Annotated in this window: 16 protein-coding genes; 3 read left to right on the plus strand and 13 right to left on the minus strand. The window is 74.4% G+C overall.

Features of this window, described 5'->3' with window-relative positions; genetic code table 11:
* Positions 1–110: 110 nt before the first annotated feature.
* A complete protein-coding gene (locus E1283_RS00600; protein WP_132815381.1) occupies positions 111–656 on the minus strand; it encodes a GNAT family N-acetyltransferase in 546 nt (181 codons plus the stop codon).
* A gap of 119 nt (positions 657–775) precedes the next feature.
* Between E1283_RS00600 and E1283_RS00605 the strand changes: the two genes are divergently transcribed.
* The gene (locus tag E1283_RS00605; RefSeq protein WP_132815383.1) at positions 776–2,200 is read left to right on the plus strand and encodes a glycoside hydrolase; all 1,425 of its coding nucleotides are present in this window, start codon (positions 776–778) and stop codon (positions 2,198–2,200) included.
* A gap of 20 nt (positions 2,201–2,220) precedes the next feature.
* Here E1283_RS00605 and E1283_RS00610 read toward each other — a convergent pair whose 3' ends face one another.
* The 3 genes from E1283_RS00610 to E1283_RS00620 all read right to left on the minus strand — a co-directional run bounded on the left by E1283_RS00610 (position 2,221) and on the right by E1283_RS00620 (position 3,888).
* Complete coding sequence (locus tag E1283_RS00610) at positions 2,221–2,586, minus strand: PH domain-containing protein (RefSeq protein ID WP_132815385.1); 366 nt, start codon at positions 2,584–2,586, stop codon at positions 2,221–2,223.
* Positions 2,587–2,608: 22 nt separating this feature from the next.
* Positions 2,609–3,436 carry a transporter substrate-binding domain-containing protein gene (locus E1283_RS00615; RefSeq protein ID WP_132815387.1) on the minus strand — a complete coding sequence of 276 codons (828 nt, stop codon included), beginning with the start codon at positions 3,434–3,436 and terminating at the stop codon, positions 2,609–2,611.
* A 71-nt stretch (positions 3,437–3,507) separates the two neighbouring features.
* Positions 3,508–3,888, minus strand: a complete 381-nt coding sequence (locus tag E1283_RS00620; protein ID WP_132815389.1) for a YybH family protein — start codon at positions 3,886–3,888, stop codon at positions 3,508–3,510.
* Positions 3,889–3,985: 97 nt separating this feature from the next.
* On the opposite strand from E1283_RS00620, the gene E1283_RS00625 reads away from it, so the two are divergent.
* Both E1283_RS00625 and E1283_RS00630 read left to right on the plus strand, forming a co-directional pair.
* Entirely contained in the window at positions 3,986–4,894 is a 909-nt protein-coding gene (locus E1283_RS00625) for a LysR family transcriptional regulator (RefSeq protein WP_132815391.1), read from the plus strand.
* A 153-nt stretch (positions 4,895–5,047) separates the two neighbouring features.
* Positions 5,048–6,523 (plus strand): helix-turn-helix domain-containing protein, encoded by a 1,476-nt coding sequence (locus E1283_RS00630; protein WP_132815393.1) that lies wholly within the window; start codon positions 5,048–5,050, stop codon positions 6,521–6,523.
* 81 nt (positions 6,524–6,604) lie between these two features.
* On the opposite strand, the gene E1283_RS00635 is transcribed toward E1283_RS00630, so the two are convergent.
* From E1283_RS00635 to E1283_RS00670, 9 genes are all read right to left on the minus strand, one after another.
* Positions 6,605–7,987, minus strand: a complete 1,383-nt coding sequence (locus E1283_RS00635; RefSeq protein WP_132815395.1) for an alkaline phosphatase family protein — start codon at positions 7,985–7,987, stop codon at positions 6,605–6,607.
* Positions 7,984–9,171, minus strand: coding sequence for a metabolite traffic protein EboE (eboE, locus tag E1283_RS00640; protein ID WP_132815397.1), 1,188 nt, complete (start codon positions 9,169–9,171; stop codon positions 7,984–7,986). The genes E1283_RS00635 and eboE overlap by 4 nt, the downstream gene beginning before the upstream one ends.
* 37 nt (positions 9,172–9,208) lie before the next feature.
* A complete protein-coding gene (locus E1283_RS00645; RefSeq protein ID WP_132815399.1) occupies positions 9,209–10,072 on the minus strand; it encodes a TatD family hydrolase in 864 nt (287 codons plus the stop codon).
* A complete protein-coding gene (locus tag E1283_RS37995) occupies positions 10,072–10,740 on the minus strand; it encodes an EboA domain-containing protein (RefSeq protein WP_207930243.1) in 669 nt (222 codons plus the stop codon). Before E1283_RS37995 ends, E1283_RS00645 begins: the two co-directional genes overlap by 1 nt.
* Entirely contained in the window at positions 10,737–11,582 is an 846-nt protein-coding gene (locus E1283_RS38000; RefSeq protein WP_207930244.1) for a sugar phosphate isomerase/epimerase family protein, read from the minus strand. Before E1283_RS38000 ends, E1283_RS37995 begins: the two co-directional genes overlap by 4 nt.
* Entirely contained in the window at positions 11,579–13,030 is a 1,452-nt protein-coding gene (locus tag E1283_RS39635; protein ID WP_341829897.1) for an SCO3242 family prenyltransferase, read from the minus strand. The genes E1283_RS38000 and E1283_RS39635 overlap by 4 nt, the downstream gene beginning before the upstream one ends.
* Positions 13,027–14,232, minus strand: a complete 1,206-nt coding sequence (locus E1283_RS00660) for an inositol-3-phosphate synthase (protein WP_132815401.1) — start codon at positions 14,230–14,232, stop codon at positions 13,027–13,029. The genes E1283_RS39635 and E1283_RS00660 overlap by 4 nt, the downstream gene beginning before the upstream one ends.
* A 93-nt stretch (positions 14,233–14,325) precedes the next feature.
* Positions 14,326–16,428 carry a PQQ-dependent sugar dehydrogenase gene (locus E1283_RS00665; RefSeq protein ID WP_207930246.1) on the minus strand — a complete coding sequence of 701 codons (2,103 nt, stop codon included), beginning with the start codon at positions 16,426–16,428 and terminating at the stop codon, positions 14,326–14,328.
* Positions 16,429–16,621: 193 nt separating this feature from the next.
* Positions 16,622–17,563 (minus strand): sugar phosphate isomerase/epimerase family protein, encoded by a 942-nt coding sequence (locus E1283_RS00670; protein ID WP_132815405.1) that lies wholly within the window; start codon positions 17,561–17,563, stop codon positions 16,622–16,624.
* Between the last annotated feature and the right edge of the window lie 48 nt (positions 17,564–17,611).

Below are 17,611 nucleotides of genomic sequence, written 5' to 3' on the forward strand. Positions count from 1 at the left end.
CGGTCTCGCCGGACGGTCCCGCCCGGGGCGGCGACCCGGACCACCCTGTCCGGGTCGCGGTCGTTGCCTGCCTCCAGGTTACGACGGACGGACGGGGCGCGGCGCAGGACCTACGCCTCGCGGGCGCCGATCCAGTAGCGGAGCTTCCCGCCCCTGCGGTCCTCGAAGACGCCGCCGTTCGCCTCGATGACCCGGCGCGAGCCGACGTTGTCGTGGTCGCAGGTGACCAGCACGGACTCGTGGCCGATCCGGCGGGCGACGGGCAGGGCGGCGCGCAGCATGGCGGTGGCGTGGCCGCGCCGGCGGGCGGTGGGGCGGACGTCGTAGCCGACGAGGCCGCCCCAGTCGAGGAGCCGTCTGGTGAGTCGGTGCCGGATGGAGACCCGGCCGAGGAACGTGTCGCCCTCGACGTACCAGAGGGTGGTCGACGGCACGAAGCCGGCGGGGCGCGGGGTGTCGTCCTCGGCGTCGGCGGCGAGGGCGGCGGCGTAGGCGGCGAAGCCGGCCGGCTCGTGCCAGTGCCGGCCGTAGGTGCGGATGTCGCGGCCGAGCATCGACTCGTCGTCCGGCGTGCCCCGGCCCTCGGCGCGGAACTCGGCGACGGCTTCGAGGTAGGAGTGGCGGACGTCGGTGGTGGGTCTGACCAGCTCGGGCATCGTCCCATCGTGCCAGCCGGGGTTCGGCCGACGATTCCGGTCCGAGGGATTGACGGGTCACGGACAGTTCATGAGTCTGAACAGTCGGACCGATTCGGCTACCAGACTGGAGAGTTCGCATGAGAGTCCGCACCGTGCTGGCGGCCGCGCTGGCCGCGTCGTTACTGCCGATGGCCTCGGCCACCGCCGAATCCGGCGGCCGACCGGTCGGGGGGAGCATCGACTTCGGCGACCGGCGGCAGGCCATCGACGGCTTCGGGTTCTCGCAGGCGTTCCAGCGGGCGGACGTGATGCACGGCTCGCGCGGGCTCACCCCCGAGCACCAGCGGGAGGTCCTCGACCTGCTGCTCGACCGGGAGACCGGCGCCGGGTTCAGCATCCTGCGGCTCGGCATCGGCTCCTCGGCCGACGACGTGTACGACCACATGCGGTCCATCCAGCCCGCCGACCCCGGCGGCCCGGACGCCGAGCCGGCCTACGAGTGGGACGGCGACGACGGCGGCCAGGTGTGGCTGGCGCGCGAGGCGCGGCGGTACGGCGTCGAGCGGTTCTACGCCAACGCGTGGAGCGCGCCCGGCTACATGAAGACCAACGGCGACGACGCGAACGGCGGCACGCTGTGCGGGCTGCCCGGGGCCGCCGCGTGCGCGAGCGGCGACTGGCGGCAGGCGTACGCCGACTACCTGGTGCAGTACGCGCGGTTCTACGCCCGGGAGGGCATCGAGCTCACCGACCTGAACTTCACCAACGAGCCGGACCTCACCACGTCCTACGCGTCGATGGTGTTCACGCCCGAGCAGGCGGCCGACATGGCGGCGGTGCTCGGCCGGACGGTGGCGGAGTCGGAGTTCGCCGACCTCAACGTGGCCTGCTGCGACGCGGCCGGCTGGGCGGAGCAGCGGGCCTACACGGAGGCGATCGAGGCCCACCCCGAGGCGTCCGAGCTGGTCGACGTGCACACCGGGCACCCGTACCGGAACCCGGCGACGAGCCCGCTGCCCACGGACAAGCCGGTGTGGATGTCGGAGTGGAACCCGAACGGCGACGCGTGGACGGAGGGCTGGGACGACGGCACCGGGTACGACGGGATGAGCCTGGCCGAGGACGTCCACGAGGCGCTGGCGGACGCCGAGGTCAACGCGTACGTCTACTGGTTCGGCGCGTCGCTCGGCACGACCCGGGCGCCGATCCAGTTGGACGGCGCGGACTACCGGGTCTCGCGGCGGCTGTGGGCGCTGGCCGCCTACAGCAGGTTCATCCGGCCCGAGGCGGTGCGGGTGGAGGCGGCGTCCGAGCACGCGTCGGTGGAGGTGACGGCGTTCCGCAACGCGGACGGCAGCCGGGTGGTGGAGCTGCTGAACCACGACGCGGGCCCGGTGCGGCAGTCCTTCGACGTGTCGGGGGTGCGGGGCACCGCCAGGGGCGACGTGTATCTCACGGACGAGACGCACGCGTTGGAGCGGACCGGACGGGCGAGCGTGCGGCACGGCGGGCTCACGGTGGAGTTGCCGCCGCGCTCGCTGACCACCGTCGTGCTCGACTAGGCCCGGTCCGGGCCCTGCGGCTACCGGGCGACGAACTCGCTGAGGATGGCCTGCACCTCGTAGATGTCGACGCCCTTGGTGAAGGTCTTCTCGATCGGCGTGGGGTTGCCCGAGAGCCAGATCTTCAGCTCCGCGTCCAGGTCGAAGTGACCGGCGGTCTCCACGGCGAAGTGGCTGATGCTCTTGTACGGGATGGAGTGGTACTCGACCTTCCGGCCGGTGATCCCCTGCTTGTCGACGAGGATCATCCGCCGGTCGGTGAACAGGATGGTGTCCCGTATCAGCAGGAAGGCGGCCTGCACCCGCTCCTGCGGGCCGAGCAGTCGCGCGTACTCCTGGTGTGCCTGTGCCGGATCGATCGCGTGTGCGTTGCCGAACAGCGCCATGGCGTCCCCGCCCCCTCGAAGTTCAGTCGTTCTCCCACTCGGCAGCGTAACCCGCGTACGTGCCGTCGTTCAGCGCGAGATGCAGCCACTGGTCGACGTAGGCGCGGAACTCCTCGTCGCCGCGCGGCAGCAGGTACGCCTTCTCGGCGAAGGTGAACGGCTCGTCGGGGTTGATGGCGCACAGCTCGGGGTGGAGCGTCTCCTGGTAGCGGGTCTCGCTGGTGTCGGTGATCATCACGTCGGCGCGGCCGGCCACGATCTCCTCGAAGATGGTGGTGTTCTCGGGGTGCCGGACGACGGTGGCGCGCTCGATGTGCTCGTCGACGAACCGCTCGTTGGTGCCGCCGGGGTTGACGATGACGCGGACGCCCGGCTGGTCGATGTCCTCCAGGGTCCGGTAGCGGTCCTGGTCCGCGCAGCGGGCGATGGGGGCCTTGCCGTCGACGAGGTACGGCACGCTGAAGTACGCCTCCCGCGCGCGGGCGAGGGTGACGGAGACGCCGCCCATGGAGATGTCGCAGGCGCCCGAGGTGAGGTCGGGCAGCAGCTCGGCCCAGGTGGTGGGCACGAACTCGGCCTCGACGTCGAGGGACGCGGCGAGGTCGGCCGCCATGTCGACGTCGATGCCGCTGTACTCGCCGCTGTCCGGGTCGAGATGGGTGAACGGGCGGTAGTCGCCCGTGGTGCAGACCCGTAGTTCGCCGCGGTCGCGCACCTCGTCGAGCAGGGTGCGGTCGGCGTGCGGCCGACCGCCGCCGCCGGTGGCGACGACGGTGGATCCGGCGCCCGCGCCGGTGGCGAGGGCGAGCAGCAACGCGGACACGGCGGTACGACGGCGGAGCGGGCGCATGGGGGTCCCTTCCCGGTGGGGGCGGCTGGGCGCCGCCAAGTATGGCCACCGGAGGGCCGGTTGGGCGAGGGTCAGGCGCCCTTGGCCGGATCCGCGAACTCGGGCTGGTCGAGGACGCGCAGCCAGCTGCCGTCCGCCTGGCGGCGCACGACCTGGGCCCTGGCCCCGGCACCGTCGCTGGGCGGGGTGGCGGTGAGCGCCAGGTCGCCGCTGATCAGGGTGGGCAGCGGCGGTTCCGGTGCGAAGTGCGGGCGGTTGGCGAGCACCTTCTCCCAGAGCGCGCGGATGGCCTCGCGGCCGACGGTCCGCTGCCCCGGCGGGTAGGCGAGCACGGCGTCCTCCTCGTAGAGCGCGGCGACGCCGGCGGCGTCGCCGGCGTTGGAGCGTTCGACGAAGAGCCGGGTGATGTCCTCGGGGCGGGTGGCCTTCTCGTAGGCGTCGTGATCGGTCATGGGGTGGTTCCTCCTTCGGGGTCCGACACACCCAGCCTGGTCGCCCGCGTGCCAGAAGTCCAACAGATGGATCTGCTGACTACTAGAATCAGCGCTTATGGAACTGAGGCAGCTCGAGTACTTCGTGGCGGTCGCCGAGGAGCGGAACTTCACCCGGGCGGCGGAGCGGGTGAACATCAGCCAGTCCGGCGTGAGCGCCCAGGTCCGGCAGCTGGAGCGGGAGCTGGGCGCCGAGCTCTTCGACCGCTCGGGACGCGCCGTCACCCTCACCGTGGCGGGGAAGGCGGCGCTGGAGCCGGCCAGGGCGGCGCTGGCGGCGGCCGCCTCGGTGGGCGAGGCGGTGGGCGAGGTGACGGGCCTGATCCGGGGCCGGCTCACGCTCGGCATGGTCGTCGGTTGCACGATCACCCCGCTGTTCGACGCGCTGGCCACCTTCCACCGGGCCCACCCCGGCGTCTCGGTCTCCCTCGTCGAGGACGCCTCGGACCGGCTGGTCGACGGGGTCCGCGCCGGCACGACGGACCTGGCGCTGGTCGGCACGGCCACCGCCGCGCCGACCGACCTCGGCTCGCTGACCCTGCTCAGCGAACGCCTGGTCGCCGCCGTGCCACCCCGCCATCCGCTCGCCGCCCAGCGGCGGCTCAGGCTCCGGGACCTCGTCGCGCACCCGCTCATCTGCATGCCGCCCGGCACCGGGCTGCGCAGCGCCTTCGACCGCGCCTGCGCCGCGCGCAGCCTGCTCCCCACCATCGCGCTCCAGGCCACCGCCCCCGACGCGATCGCCGACCTGGCCGCCCGCGGCCTCGGCGTCGCCGTGCTGAGCGAGTCGATGGCCCCGGCCTACGCCGACCGCCTCACGTCCCGGCCCGTCACCGACGCCGAGACGCCGGCCCTCCTGGCCCTGGTCTGGCGGGACCCGGCGGGCCCGGCGACCCGGGCCTTCCTCACGGCCTGCCGCCGCAGCTTCGGCACGGCGGCGTGGCCGCACCAGGATCCGCCGCGTTGACACGTGGCGCGCCGGACGGCGCCGGACGGCGTCGGACGGCGTCGGCCCACGTCGGACGGCCTGGAACCGCCGGCCGGTGGTGTGGTCCCCTGAGGGGAGTCCGGGTTCCACGGCTCGGAGGGGAGCCGGGGCGGTCCGCCGAAGTGGGGGAACATGGCCGAGCTGGGCGGGGGAGAACACGAGCTGCTGCGCGAGTTGACGCGTCAGATGTCCCGGGACGGCGCCCCCGACCTCGGGCTGGTCGTCGGGTGGTTGGGGCGGCGGATCGGCGCGGAGGTCGGGCTGCTCGCCGAGGGCGGGACCGTGGTGGCGGGCACGCCGGGGTTCCCGGCGCGGATACCGGACTGGTTGGCGCGGGTGTTCCCCCGGCTGGCCGGCGGCTACGTGGCCGCGGCCGCCGAGCGGGCCGACGGTCGGTGGGTGCGGTGCCAGGCACTCGGGCCGCGGGTTCCGCATCCGGTGCTGGTGGTGACGAGCTCGTCGGAACTGCCCGGTGAGGCACGCTCGTTGGTCTCGGCCGCCGGCGGCGTGTTGGCCGCGCTGCACGGGTCGCGCGCGGCGGCCGCGCTGTCCAGGAACCACCAGGGCTGGGCACGTCAGCTGCGGTTCGCGGTTCTGAGCGCCCTGCTCGAAGGGCACCCGTTCCTGGCCCGCCGCATGATGGCGGGCGCCGTGCCACCGCTGTTGGACGCCGCCGCCGTCCGCGTCTACCTGCTGCGGTGCGGGCCGACCGACCGGGACCGGATCTCCGAGGTGTTCCAGGACGAGCTCGGCTTCCACGGCCCCGATCTGCTGGTGCGCTGCCCCGTCTACAACCACCACCTGATCTGCGTGCTGGCCGAGGACGCCGACGACACCGTCAGCCACCGCGGGACGCTGCGCCGGCTGGTGCGGGAGAACCCGCGGTACTCGCTCGGCGTCAGCGGCCCGCATCCACTGGCCGCGGCGGCGGACGCGTACGCGCAGGCGTCCAACGCCCTCGCGGTCGCCCGCAACGCGCCCAACCGGATCGCCGACTACCGGGGCCAGGCGGCGCTCGTGTCCCTGCTTCCCGAGCGGGAGGCCCTCGCCTGGGCCCGTTCCTTCCTGCGCCCGCTGAGCGGCGCGCCCCGGCTGACGGTCAAGGTGGCACGCTTCGCGACGGACGTGCCGCAGGCGGGGGTGGCCAGGCTGCTCGGCATCAGCCGCAACACGGTCCGGGCGCATGTCCGCCGCGTGGAGGAGGCGCTCGGGGCGGACCTGAACGACGTCAGCACGCGAGCGGCCCTCGCCCTGGCACTGGCCGTCGTCGGCCCCGGGTCCAACGGCGGCGGGGAGCCGGTCGCGCCCACGCTGGAGGCGCTGCTCCGCACCCAGCCCGCCGTCGTGTGGGCCGAGGCGTTCCTCAGCCCGTTGCACGAGGACGGGCACCGCGACCTCGACTCCACCCTGCGCGCCTGGATCGACGCCAACGCGGACGCCCAGCGGGCCGCGGCGCGCCTCGGCATCAGCCGGAACACGGTCCGGGCGCGGGTGCGGGCGGCGGAACGGCTCCTCCACCGGGATCTGCTGAACACCGGCTCCGGCGTCCACGACCTCGTCCACGCGCTGCGCATCACCCGCGACACCCCCGTGCTCACCGTGGCCTGACGGGGCGCGGCAGCGGCGCGGCGGAGCGCGATGCGTTCCGCCGCGTTCCGCCGCGTTCCGTCGCCGTCTCGACGAACCCGGTCAGCCCTCCCGCAGGCCGGCCAGTTCCAGCACCAGGTCGCGGACGTCGGCGGCGGCGACGTGGTCGCGGCGGACCGTCGACGCGTCGCACAGCAGCACGGGTCCGTCGGCCGGGTCCGCCGGCAGCCGGCCGTGCGTGCCGCCCACCCAACGACCGTCCAACGGCACCACGTTGGTGGTGTAGCGGAGGCCGACCTTCTTCCGGGCCAGGCCGAGCCCGGCGCGCAGCCTGGCGCGCGGGTCGGCGGGGTCGAAGAACAGCTCGGCCGGGTCGTAGCCGGGCTTGCGGTGGATGTCGACGCCGCGCGCGTAGTCGGGGGCCCGCTCGTCGTCCAGCCAGTAGTAGTAGCTGAACCACGACTCGGGCTCGGCGACCAGCACCAGCTCGCCCGACCGCTCGTGGTCGAGGCCGTACGCCGCCTGCCCCTCCCGGTCGAGCACCTGGTCCACGCCCGGCAGGTCGGCGCAGAGCTTGGCGACGGCCGGCACGTCGGCGGGGTCCGCGACGTAGACGTGCGCCACCTGGTGGTCGGCCACCGCGAAGGCGCGGGAGACCCACGGGTCCAGGTACTCCATGCCCTCCTGGGTGTAGACCTCCAGCAGCCCGGCCCGACGCAGCGCCCGGTTGACGTGCACCGGGCGGCTGGCCGGCGTGATGCCGTACTCGCTGACCACCAGCACCCGGGTGTCGGTCTCCTTCGCGTCGTGCAGCAGCGGCGCCAGAATCCGGTCCACGTCGGCGGCGGCGCGGGCGGCCTGCGGGCTGTCGGGGCCGTACCGCTGGAGGTCGTAGTCCAGGTGCGGCACGTAGGAGAGCGTCAGGTCGGCGCGCGGCATCAGCCGGCGGGTGGCGGCCACGATCCACTCGCTCGACCGCAGCGAGGCGGTCGGGCCCCAGTAGTGGAACAGCGGGAACGGGCCGAGTTCCTCGGTGAGTTCGTCGTGCAGCTCGACCGGCCGCGTGTAGCAGTCGGGGGACTTGCGGCCGTCCGCGTGGTAGACCGGGCGCGGCGTGACCGTCCAGTCGGTGGTGGCGCCCATCGCGTACCACCAGCAGACGTTGGCCACCTTGTAGCCGGGCCTGGCGCGGCGCGCCGTCTCCCACACCTTCTCGCCCTCCACCAGACGGTTGTGCTGCCGCCACAGGTGGACCTCGCCGACGTCGCGGAAGTACCAGCCGTTGCCGACGATGCCGTGCCCGGACGGCGGGAGCCCGGTGAGCATGGTGGACTGCACGGAGCAGGTGACGGCGGGCAGCACGGTCGCCAACTCGGCCTGCCAGCCGCGCTCCGCGACGGCCCTGAGGTGGGGCGTGTGCTCCAGCAGCCGGGGCGTGAGGCCCACGACGTCGAGCAGCAGGACGCGTTGTGGGTCGGCGGTCATGGCCGCTCCTCCTTCTCGGTGGTGAGGCCCGCGCGGTGCAACGCGCCGGTGGCCCAGCGCAGTTCGGCCGCCAGGCCGGCGGCGAGCTCGGCGTCGTCGGTCGGCCGGTGTCGCTCGGGCAGCACCGACCAGGTGTAGGTCTCGACCTCCAGGTGGTCGGTGCGCGCCTCGTCCCCGCCGAACAACTCGCCCAGCGTGCGCTCCAGATGGTCCGTGGTGGTGTCGAGCGGCGGCTCCGGGCGCTGGTGCAGCGGGGCGTGGAAGTGCACCCGCCAGGGTCCCGCGGCGGGCAGCGGCTCGGGGCCGGTCAGCGCCTCCGGCAGGTCGTCGCGGGCCACCACGCCGCCCTCGGCCGGCAGTTCGCGGACCTGGTGCAGGAAGCGGTCCTCGGTGTAGCGGGACAGCGCGGCGCGGGTCTCCGGGTCGGCCGGGGTGGCCGCGTGCAGGGCCGCCGAGACCTGGGCCTTGACGACGGGCAGGCCGGCCTCGGCGAGCGCGGCCAGGGCGCGGCTCGGGTCCTCGAAGGCGACGGCGAGGTGGCAGGTGTCGAGGCAGACGCCGATCCGCCGGGTGTCGACGCCGGCCAGCAGCTCGACGGCCTCGTCGACGGTCTCCACGACGCAGCCGGGCTCGGGTTCGAGCGCGACCCGGACGGTGCGGCCGGTCTCCGCCTCCAGCTTGGCCAACCCCTCGGCCAGCCGGTCGAGTTGGGCTCGGGTGGCGGCGTGCATGCCGGCGTCCCACGGCTCGCGCCAGGCGAGCGGCACCGTGGAGACGCTGCCCCGGGCGGCGTCGTCGGGCAGCAGCGCGGCCAGCACGCGGGCGCAGTCCAGCGTGTAGCGCAGCCGCTCATCCTCGGTCCAGTCGGGCCGGTAGACGGCCTTCTTGACCACCGGCGCGTGGAAGCCGCGGTAGGGGAACGCGTTGAGGGTGACGACCTCGATGCCGTGTTCGTCCAGGGCGCCGCGCAGTCGGTCGAGTTCGGCCGGCTCGGCGGCCAGCCGGGCGGCCAGCGGCGCGGGCAGCCACAGGCCGAGGCCGAGCCGGTCGGTGCCGAGGCGGGCGCGGACGCCGGCGCCGAAGACGCGGAGTTGGCGGTGCAGCCCCTCGGCGTCCTCGGCGGGGTGGACGTTGGTGCAGTAGGCGAGGTGCACGCGGGTGCCGTCGCGGTGTCGGAACGTCATGTCGTCGGCTCCTTCGTTCCTTCGATCCTTCCGGTACTCAGACGGGGCGCTGTCCGCGCAGGACGGAGTTGCCCTCCCAGGTGGCGGTGGGGTCGGCCGCCTGGGCGTCGTCGAGCAGCAGCCGGCCGCTCTGGGCGTAGAACTCCACGGGGTTGCGCCACAGCACCCGGTCGACGTCGTCCTCGCCGAACCCGGCGTCGAGCATCGCGCGACCGGTCTTCAGGGTCTTCAGCGGATCGCTGCGCCCCCAGTCGGCCGCGGAGTTGACGATCATCCGGTCCAGGCCGTACTCGGAGAGCACCTTCACCATCCGGTGCTCGTCCATCTTGGTGTCGGGGTAGATCGAGAAGCCCATCCAGCAGCCGGCCTCGGCGACCTGGCCCACGGTCACCTCGTTGAGGTGGTCGATCAGCACCATGCCGGGCGGCAGCCCGGAACCGGCGACGAGTTCGAGGCTGCGGCGGGTGCCCTCGACCTTGTCGCGGTGCGGGGTGTGCACCAGCACGGGCAGGCCGTGTTCGGCGGCGAGGCCGAGGTGGCGGACGAAGACGGTCTCCTCGGCCTCCGTCATCGCGTCGAACCCGGTCTCGCCGACGGCGACCACGCCGTCCTTGGCCAGGTAGCGGGGCAGCAGGTCCAACACCCCGGCCAGGCGCGGGTCGTTGGCCTCCTTGGGGTTGAGCGCCACGGTGCAGTGGTGGGTGATGCCGAACTGCGCGGCGCGGAACCGCTCCCAACCGACGAGGCCGTCGAAGTAGTCGCGGAACGAGCCGACGGAGGTACGGGGTTGGCCGAGCCAGAACGCCGGCTCGGTCACCGCGCGCACGCCGGCGTCGTACATCGCCTGGTAGTCGTCGGTGGTGCGGGACGTCATGTGGATGTGGGGGTCGAAGATGCGCATCAGCGCTCCCCTTCACGCGCTTGTGGATGTTCGGGGTCTTCGGAGGGCTCGGGGCCCGGGTCGGGGCGGGGTGCGGCGAGGATCCGACGGGCGTCCTCGGGGACGGTGCGGCCGGCGGCCTCCCGTTCGGCGGTGAAGTCCGCCGTCATGCGGACGAGTTCGCTGTCGACGCGGTCGGCCCAGTCGGTGACGGCCGCCAACGGCACGCCGACGAACAGGCACTTGAGCACGCCGTGCCGCCAGGCGTCGGCGCCGAGGTGTCGGGCGGCGAACCGGCCCATGGCGGCGGCGATCAGCCGCGGGTCGTTGCTGCGGAGCGCGTCCTCGACGAGCCGGCGCCCGACCCGCGGGTCGACGGCGTCGAGTCGGTCGAGGGCGCGGAGCACGGCACGCCGCTCGTCCCCGTCGCCCTCCTCGTACAACTCCGTGAGGAGCGCGGCGAGTTGGTTCGTGTCCAGCCGGCCGGAGCCGGCCGCGGCGGCGAGCAGGGTGACGCGGGCGTCGTCCTCGACGCGGAGGGTCAGCAGTCCGTCCCGGTCGGCCGGGTCGGTCGGGCCCCGGCCGACCAGCCGCGCGACGGCGGGGAACAGCGTCGGCAGCTGGTTCGGGTGCTCGGTGACCCGGGTGACGAGCTCGGCGAGCCGCGCCGCGGCGGCGGGAGTCGTCATCGGGCCGCCTCCGCCTTGCGCAGCGCCTCGAGCGCGCGGGCCGCGACGGTGGGCGCGGCGTGCGCGTGCCGGGGCAGTTCGACGGCGACGAGCCCGCGGTACCCGACCTCGCGCAGCGCGTCGAGGGCGGCGGGCAGGTCGATCTCGCCGTCCCCGAACTCCAGGTGTTCGTGCGTCCCGCGCCGCATGTCGTCCGCCTGCACGTTGGCGAGCAGCGGGCCGACGTCGCGGACGCAGTCGGCGGTCGACGCGTCCTCGTTGCACACGGTGTGCCCGAGGTCGATGGTCACGCACAGCGCGGGCGGGTCGCCGAGCCGACGGCGCAGCTCGGCGACGCCGGCGAGGGTGTCGACGAACATGCCGGGCTCGGGCTCGAACGCGCAGCGCACGTGGTGCCGTTCGGCGGCCTCCAGCACCCGGGCGGTGCCGGCGGTGAGCCGCCGCCAGCCCTCCTCCTCCGAGGTGCCGGCGGGCAGCGTGCCGGACCAGAACGAGACGGCCTCGGCGCCGAGGTCGGCGGCGACCCGCACGGCGCGTTCGAGGTAGTCGACGCGGAGGTCGCGGCCGTCGGCGGAGACGAGCGTCGGCTCGTGCTTGTGCCAGGGATCCAGGACGTAGCGGGCCCCGGTCTCGACGACGACGCCGAGCCCGAGATCGTCGAGTCTGCGCGCCAACGCGGCTGTGCGGGCGGCGAGTTCGGGCGCGAACGGGTCCAGGTGCGGATGGTCGAGGGTCAGCGCGACACCGTCGTAGCCGAGGCCGGCGATGACGGCCAGGGCCTCGTCGAGGCGGTGGTTGGCGAAGCCGTTGGTGCCGTAGCCGAAGCGGAGTTCCGTGGTCATGTGGGCGAGACCCTTCGGGAGGCGAGACGGGCGAGCGGGCCGAGCGCCGACAACGCGGCCGCGGCGGCCGGCGCCCCGGCGCCGGCGAGCAGCGCGGCCTGCAACCTGATGCCGCCACGCACCCCCGTCCCGGTCGCGGCCCGCACCACGCCGGCGTCCCCCGCCGCCCGCGCGGCGGCCAACTGCGCCCGCCCGACGCCTCCGACGTACCAGGCGACGGCCACGGCCGTCGCGCCGACCGCGACGACGGGCGGCGTCGCGACACGGGCGGCGGCCGCGCCGCCGGGTGGGCCGGTGGTGGTGCCGGCAGCGAGCCGCGCGGCGACTTCCGCGCCGCGGGCGGGCGCCGCTAGGCGCTCAACGCCCGCGCGCAGCGCCGGCAGGGCCCCACGAAGGCCCGTGGCGGCCCCGGCGCGGGCCGCAGGCGGGCTGGCAGCCCGCGCGGCGCGCGGCGCCCGCACAGCGCCGCGTGCGGCCTCCGCCGCCGCGACGGCGACCGCCGCCGCCGAACCGGCGGCGCCGGCACGCGGCGCGGGCCGAGAGAGGTCCGCGGAGCCGGCGGCGCCGGCACGCGGCGCGGCCACGGTCGCGCGAACGCCCGCGGCGGCTCCGCCGCCCCGCGAACCGGTGGATGTGCCGGCGGCAGGCCGCCTGCCGCCCCGGGGGCCGGCAGGCGCGGGGGCCGCAAGGCGCTCGACGCCCGCGCGCAGCGCGGCCAACGCGGCCCGCGCGCCCCTGGCGGCCCCGCCGCCGGCCGCACGCGTGCCCGGGGCGCGCGAGGGCGGCGGTGGGCCGCCCGCGGCCGCTGCCGCCGCGACGGCGGCGCCCGGCTGACGGGCCGTCCTGGCCGCGCCGAGCGCGGCCAGGACGGTGGCCGCGGTCGTGCCGGCGAGGGCCGCGGCGACCGTGAAGCGGCCGGCGCCGTGGACCTCGCCACGGCTGAGGGTCGTGACGCCCGCCGTGTGGGTGGCGACGGCGAGCGCCGGCAGCGCGGCGGCGGAGGCGTTGCCGCCGGCGCCGAGCAGGACGTCGAGGCCACGGGCGGCGGCCATGAACGCGGGGCCCGCCGCGTTGCGTTGGGCCCACAGGTCGTAGGCCCAGACCGTCGCGGCCAGCGGCACCGCGACCCGCAGGGCGCGCCGGCCGCCGGCCACCGCGGCGAGGCCGAGGCCGGCGGCGGTCAGCCCGGCCGCGAGGCCCAGGGCCTCGAAGGCGTCGACGCGCCCGGACGGGATCGGCCGTTCGGGCCGCTCCCGCGCGTCCAGGTCCGCGTCGGCGAAGTCGTTGAGGGCCATGCCCGCCAGGTAGAGGCAGGCGGAGGCGGCCGGCGCCGCCCACGTGCGGCGGCCGTAGGGCCAGCCGGCCGACACCGCGCCGGCCAGGCTGTCGCCCGGAACGGTCAACGCGGCCGGCAGCCGGACGAGTTCGGCGGCGTCACGGAGCTTCACGCCCGCTCCCCGAGCGTCGCGCACCAGGCGGTGAGGGCGCGCCACTGGGTGCCCAGGTCGTGGGCGACGTCGTCGCCCGCCGGGTCCTTGAAGAAGAAGCCCAGGGCGGCGAGCGGGCCGGTCTCGCCGGCGGCCTGGGCGCGCGCGGTCAGCCGCACCAGGTCGAGCACCAGCGGCGCGGCGAGCGCCGAGTCGCAGCCGCTCCAGGTGAACTGGAGCTGCATCCGGGTGCCGAGGAAGCCCTCGAAGGAGACGTGGTCCCAGGCGGTCTTCCAGTCGCCGAGGTCGGCGACGTAGTCGATGTGCATCGGACCGTCGACGGGGTGGCCGAGGATCGCCTCCAGGCCCTGGCCCTTGGTGCGCAGCTTGCTCTCGGCGGCCGCCGGGTCGGCGAGGGTGCGGCCGTCGCCGCCGCCCAGGAGGTTGACGGAGGTCCAGGACCGCACCGTCAGGGCGCGGCTGGCGAACATCGGGGCGAGCGCGGACTTGAGCAGCGTCTCGCCGGTCTTGCCGTCCGAGCCGGCCCACGGCAGGCCCTCGCGGGCGGCGAGTTGGACGAGCGCGGCGGGGCGCGGCCCCGGGCTGGGGGTGAAGGCGACGACGGGGCAGCCGGCCCGGTAGGCGGCGTAGGCGTAGAGCGAGGACGCCGACAGCGGCGACTCCCCCGCGTCCAGGGCCCGTTCGAGCTGGTCGAGGTCGCGCAGCGCCGCCGTGTCGGGGGCCGGCGGCTCGGTGCTCGACACGTCCACGACGACGACCCGGTCGAGGCCGTGCCGGTCCCGGAAGGCGACGATGTCGTCCCGGATGCGGCGGGCGGCCGCCCGCTGGGTCTCCCCGCCGGGTCCGGCGCCGGGGCGTATTCGGCCGTCGGCCTCGGCGAGTTCGGCGCTGAGCGCGCGGGCGAGGTGGGCCGGGAAGACGCCGCCCGCGGCCAGTTCCTCGGCCCGCTTGGCCAGCGAGCCGTGCCCCAACTCGTGGCCGCCGGTGATGAGTTCGCCGAGCGCCGGCGGTCGGGCGACGGCGACCTCCGGCAGTTCCGCGACGCAGCCGTCGGGTGAGCCGAGCCCGGCGCGCAGCGCGAGGGTGCCCACGGTGGCGGTGGTGGCCACCGAGCCCCGGGCGCCGACGAACCAGGCCCCGACGCGCGGCGTGAGCGAGGAGGAGGGAGGCGACGAGGAAGACGGCTGAGGGTGCGGGGACATGTCTGCTGACCTCCTGAAGGGTGTTTCCATGGGGTTGCCCCGGCCGGGCCCCGGTGTCACACCGGGGCCCGGCCGGGGCTCACCCGCGCCCGGTCAGAACACCGGGTTGAGGGCGACCTCGGCGGTGCCGGTGAGCGGGGGAAGCCCGTTCACGCCGGGGTCGGTGTAGCTGGCGGTGAACACGCCCAGGAGGTTGTCGTGCTCCGGGTCGTGCGAGTCGTCGAGCGCGGTCGTGATCGTGCCCGTGCAGCCACGGGCGGTGGTGAGGGCGTGGGCGTGGTCGTCATGCCCCAGGCTGTAGGTCACGGAGACCCGGGAGCAGTCGATCGGCTGGTCGTCGGCGACGGTCACCTCGAAGGGGATCGTGTCGCCGAAGGAGAACTCCTGGCCGGTGGTCGGGGTGACGAAGGAGACCTCGGGCACCTGGTTGCCGATGACGATCCGCACGTCGGCCGAGGCGGCCCGGCCGGTCCGGTCGGTGACCCGCACGGAGGCCCGGTAGACGCCGTCCTCGGTGTAGGTGAAGCTCGGGTTGGCCTCCCGGGAGTCGATCCGGCCGTCCACGTCGAAGTCCCAGGCGTAGCGCAGCCGGTCGCCGTCCGGGTCGGTGGTGCCCTCGCTGGAGAAGTTGACGGTCAGCGGCGCCTGGCCGCCCGTGACGTCCGCCGAGATCTGCGGCACCGGGGTGCGGTTGCCGTCGCCGACGTAGTCGATGCGGGCGAGCTGGGCCTCCGGGTTCTGGGCGAAGTACCCCTTGCCGTACTCGAGGACGTAGAGCGCGCCGTCCGGGCCGAACTCCATGTCGATCAGCGAGGAGAAGTCGACGTCGGCCAGCACCTCCTCGATGCCGGAGAGGTTGTTCCCGCGGTCGAGGTCGATCCCCCAGACGCGGTCGCGGGTGAACTCGTAGAACAGCGCCTGTCCGTCGTACTCCTGGGGCCAGGCACGGGAGTTGGGCCGGTTGGCGACCCGACGCTCGTACTCGTAGGCGGGGCCGGCCATCGGGCCGATGCCGCCGGTGCCGAGCACCGGGAACTCCGCCGACTCGCCGTAGCCGAACCACACCTGCGGCTGCGCCACGGGGGGCAGTTCACGGAGTCCGGTGTTGCGCGGCGAGTCGTTCACCGGCGCCGCGCAGTCGAAGGTCTCGCCCGACGTGTTGGTGGCGAAGTCGTAGTCGACGTAGGGAAGTTCGGGGGTGACGCAGTAGGGCCAGCCGTGGTTGCCGGCGCGGGTCGCCGAGAACCACTTGCCGGTGCCCGCCGGCCCGCGCGCCGGGTCGTCGGCGCGTGCGTCGGGCGAGTAGTCGGCGATGTACAGCGCGTCCGTCTGCGGGTCGATCTCGATCCGGAACGGGTTGCGCAGGCCCATCAGGTAGATCTCGGGCCTGGCGCCCTCGGTGCCGGGCCGGAACAGGTTGCCGCGCGGGACGGAGTAGGAGCCGTCCCGGTTGACCTTGATCCGCAGCACCTTGCCGCGCAGGTCGTTGGTGTTGGCGGAGCTGCGCTGGGCGTCGTAGGCGGGGTTGCTGTTGGCCCGCTCGTCGATCGGGGTGTAGCCGCCGGAGGAGAACGGGTTGGTGTCGTCACCGGTGGCCAGGTACAGGTTGCCGGCGCGGTCGAAGACGATGTCGCCGCCGACGTGGCAGCAGATGCCGCGGTCGGCCGGGACGTCGAGGATCTCCTGCTCGGTCGACAGGTCGAGCGTGTCGCCGCGCAGCTGGAAGCGGGAGAGCCGGGTGACGCCCTCGAACGGCTCGAAGTCCTCGGGGTCGCCGGTCAGGGGCGCGTCGCCCTCGTTGACGTTGGGGGTGGTCGGGTCGTCGAGGGGGGTGTCCATCGGCGGCGCGTAGTACAGGTAGACCCAGCTGTTGGAGCGGCCGTTGAAGCCGGGGTCGACGGCTATGCTCTGCAGGCCCTCCTCGTCGTGCGCGTACACGTCGATCTCGGCCGCGAGCGTGTTGAGGCCGTTGTCGGGGTTGTTGATCCACACCTGCCCGTTGCGGGTGGTGTGCATCGCTCTGCCGTCGGGGAGCACGGCGAGGTCGATGGGTTCGCCGGGCGTTCTGTTGAGGGTGACCTTCTGGAACTCGGAGGTCGAGGGCTCGGTGGGGGGGTGCTCGTGGCCCTCGTGGGCGTAGGCGACAGCGGGTACGCTCAACAGCGCGGTCGCCATCACCGCCACGAGGGTCGGCATGGTTTTCCTTCGCATTGCTACCTCTTCGTGCGCGAATGGCCGACGGTTCGTTGCCCGTGCCGCTCGTGCCAGCGAGACGGCAGGGCCTTGCCTGGTGGCGGCCGGAGCGGCCGCCACCAGGAGCGAGGGGGGTGCGTGGGGGGAGTGCGGCTGGTGTCGAAGGGGTCAGCCCGGGCGCGCGGCCCGGACCGCGCTACGAGGCGAGGTAGTCGTACCCGACCTCGGCCGACTGGAGCGGCGTGACGTCGGGGGTGTCGTTCTCGACGATGTACTCGTCGACCTTGTGGGCGCGGAAGATCTTCGGGAAGTCGATGACGCCCGTGCCGAGGTCCGCCATGTCGCCGTCGGTGCGGCTGCGGTCCTTGACGTGGAACTGGATGACGCGCTGCGGGGCGCGGCGGATGACGTCGAGCGAGAAGCGCTCGACGTCGCGCTCGCCGAGTTCGACGGCGGCCCGGACGGTCCAGTAGAGGTCTATCTCCAGGTGGACGTAGCGCGGGTCGAGTTCGCGGGTGAGGATGTCCCACGGGGTGCGGCCACGGCCCAGGTCGGTGGTGAACTCGTGGGCGTGGTTGTGGTAGCCGTAGTGGAGCCCGTGGCGGCGCGCGGCGCGGGCCTCGACGTTCATCCGCTCGGCCCACTGGTACCAGTCCTCGGCGTTGGTGGACGCGAGGTAGGGCACGTTGAGGTACTTCTGGCCCATGATGCGGGCGTTCTCCAGCTTGGTGGCGAGGGCCGCGTCGTCGGCGCTGATCCCGTCGTGGCTGGAGGTGGTGCGGATGCCGAGGCTGTCGTGGAAGCGGCGCAGTTCGCGGGCGGTGCGGCCGTAGTAGCCGGCCTGCTCGACCTTGCGGTAGCCGATCCTGGCGAGCGAGCGGAGGGTGGCGTCGTAGCCGGCCGCGCCGCCCAGGTCCGCGCGGAGCGTGTAGAGCTGGACGCTGATCTTGCTCCGCGGGACGAGGGAGTTGCCGTGGCCGTGCCCGTTGCCGTGCGCGACGGCGGTCGGGGCGGCGGCGAAGGCGGCGCCGGCGCCGATCGCGCCGAGGGCGGCGCCGCGCAGCAGCGTGCGGCGGCCCAGGCCCCGGGCGGCGAGTGAGTCGGTGAGGGATCTGTCTCCGTCGAATCCGTAACACATGACGGCTCCTGTGTTTCCTGGGGGGTGGTGTCACGTGGGGGTGGGTGC

This window comes from Streptomyces hainanensis, assembly GCF_004348415.1.
Classification (GTDB): Bacteria; Actinomycetota; Actinomycetes; order Streptomycetales; family Streptomycetaceae; genus Streptomyces; species Streptomyces hainanensis.

Coding starts and splice junctions, on each gene's coding strand:
- E1283_RS00600 (WP_132815381.1), bottom strand. CDS start 656: ATGCCCGAGCTGGTCAGACCCACCACCGACGTCCGCCACTCCTACCTC.
- E1283_RS00605 (WP_132815383.1), top strand. CDS start 776: ATGAGAGTCCGCACCGTGCTGGCGGCCGCGCTGGCCGCGTCGTTACTG.
- E1283_RS00610 (WP_132815385.1), bottom strand. CDS start 2,586: ATGGCGCTGTTCGGCAACGCACACGCGATCGATCCGGCACAGGCACAC.
- E1283_RS00615 (WP_132815387.1), bottom strand. CDS start 3,436: ATGCGCCCGCTCCGCCGTCGTACCGCCGTGTCCGCGTTGCTGCTCGCC.
- E1283_RS00620 (WP_132815389.1), bottom strand. CDS start 3,888: ATGACCGATCACGACGCCTACGAGAAGGCCACCCGCCCCGAGGACATC.
- E1283_RS00625 (WP_132815391.1), top strand. CDS start 3,986: ATGGAACTGAGGCAGCTCGAGTACTTCGTGGCGGTCGCCGAGGAGCGG.
- E1283_RS00630 (WP_132815393.1), top strand. CDS start 5,048: ATGGCCGAGCTGGGCGGGGGAGAACACGAGCTGCTGCGCGAGTTGACG.
- E1283_RS00635 (WP_132815395.1), bottom strand. CDS start 7,987: ATGACCGCCGACCCACAACGCGTCCTGCTGCTCGACGTCGTGGGCCTC.
- eboE (WP_132815397.1), bottom strand. CDS start 9,171: ATGACGTTCCGACACCGCGACGGCACCCGCGTGCACCTCGCCTACTGC.
- E1283_RS00645 (WP_132815399.1), bottom strand. CDS start 10,072: ATGCGCATCTTCGACCCCCACATCCACATGACGTCCCGCACCACCGAC.
- E1283_RS37995 (WP_207930243.1), bottom strand. CDS start 10,740: ATGACGACTCCCGCCGCCGCGGCGCGGCTCGCCGAGCTCGTCACCCGG.
- E1283_RS38000 (WP_207930244.1), bottom strand. CDS start 11,582: ATGACCACGGAACTCCGCTTCGGCTACGGCACCAACGGCTTCGCCAAC.
- E1283_RS00660 (WP_132815401.1), bottom strand. CDS start 14,232: ATGTCCCCGCACCCTCAGCCGTCTTCCTCGTCGCCTCCCTCCTCCTCG.
- E1283_RS00665 (WP_207930246.1), bottom strand. CDS start 16,428: ATGCCGACCCTCGTGGCGGTGATGGCGACCGCGCTGTTGAGCGTACCC.
- E1283_RS00670 (WP_132815405.1), bottom strand. CDS start 17,563: ATGTGTTACGGATTCGACGGAGACAGATCCCTCACCGACTCACTCGCC.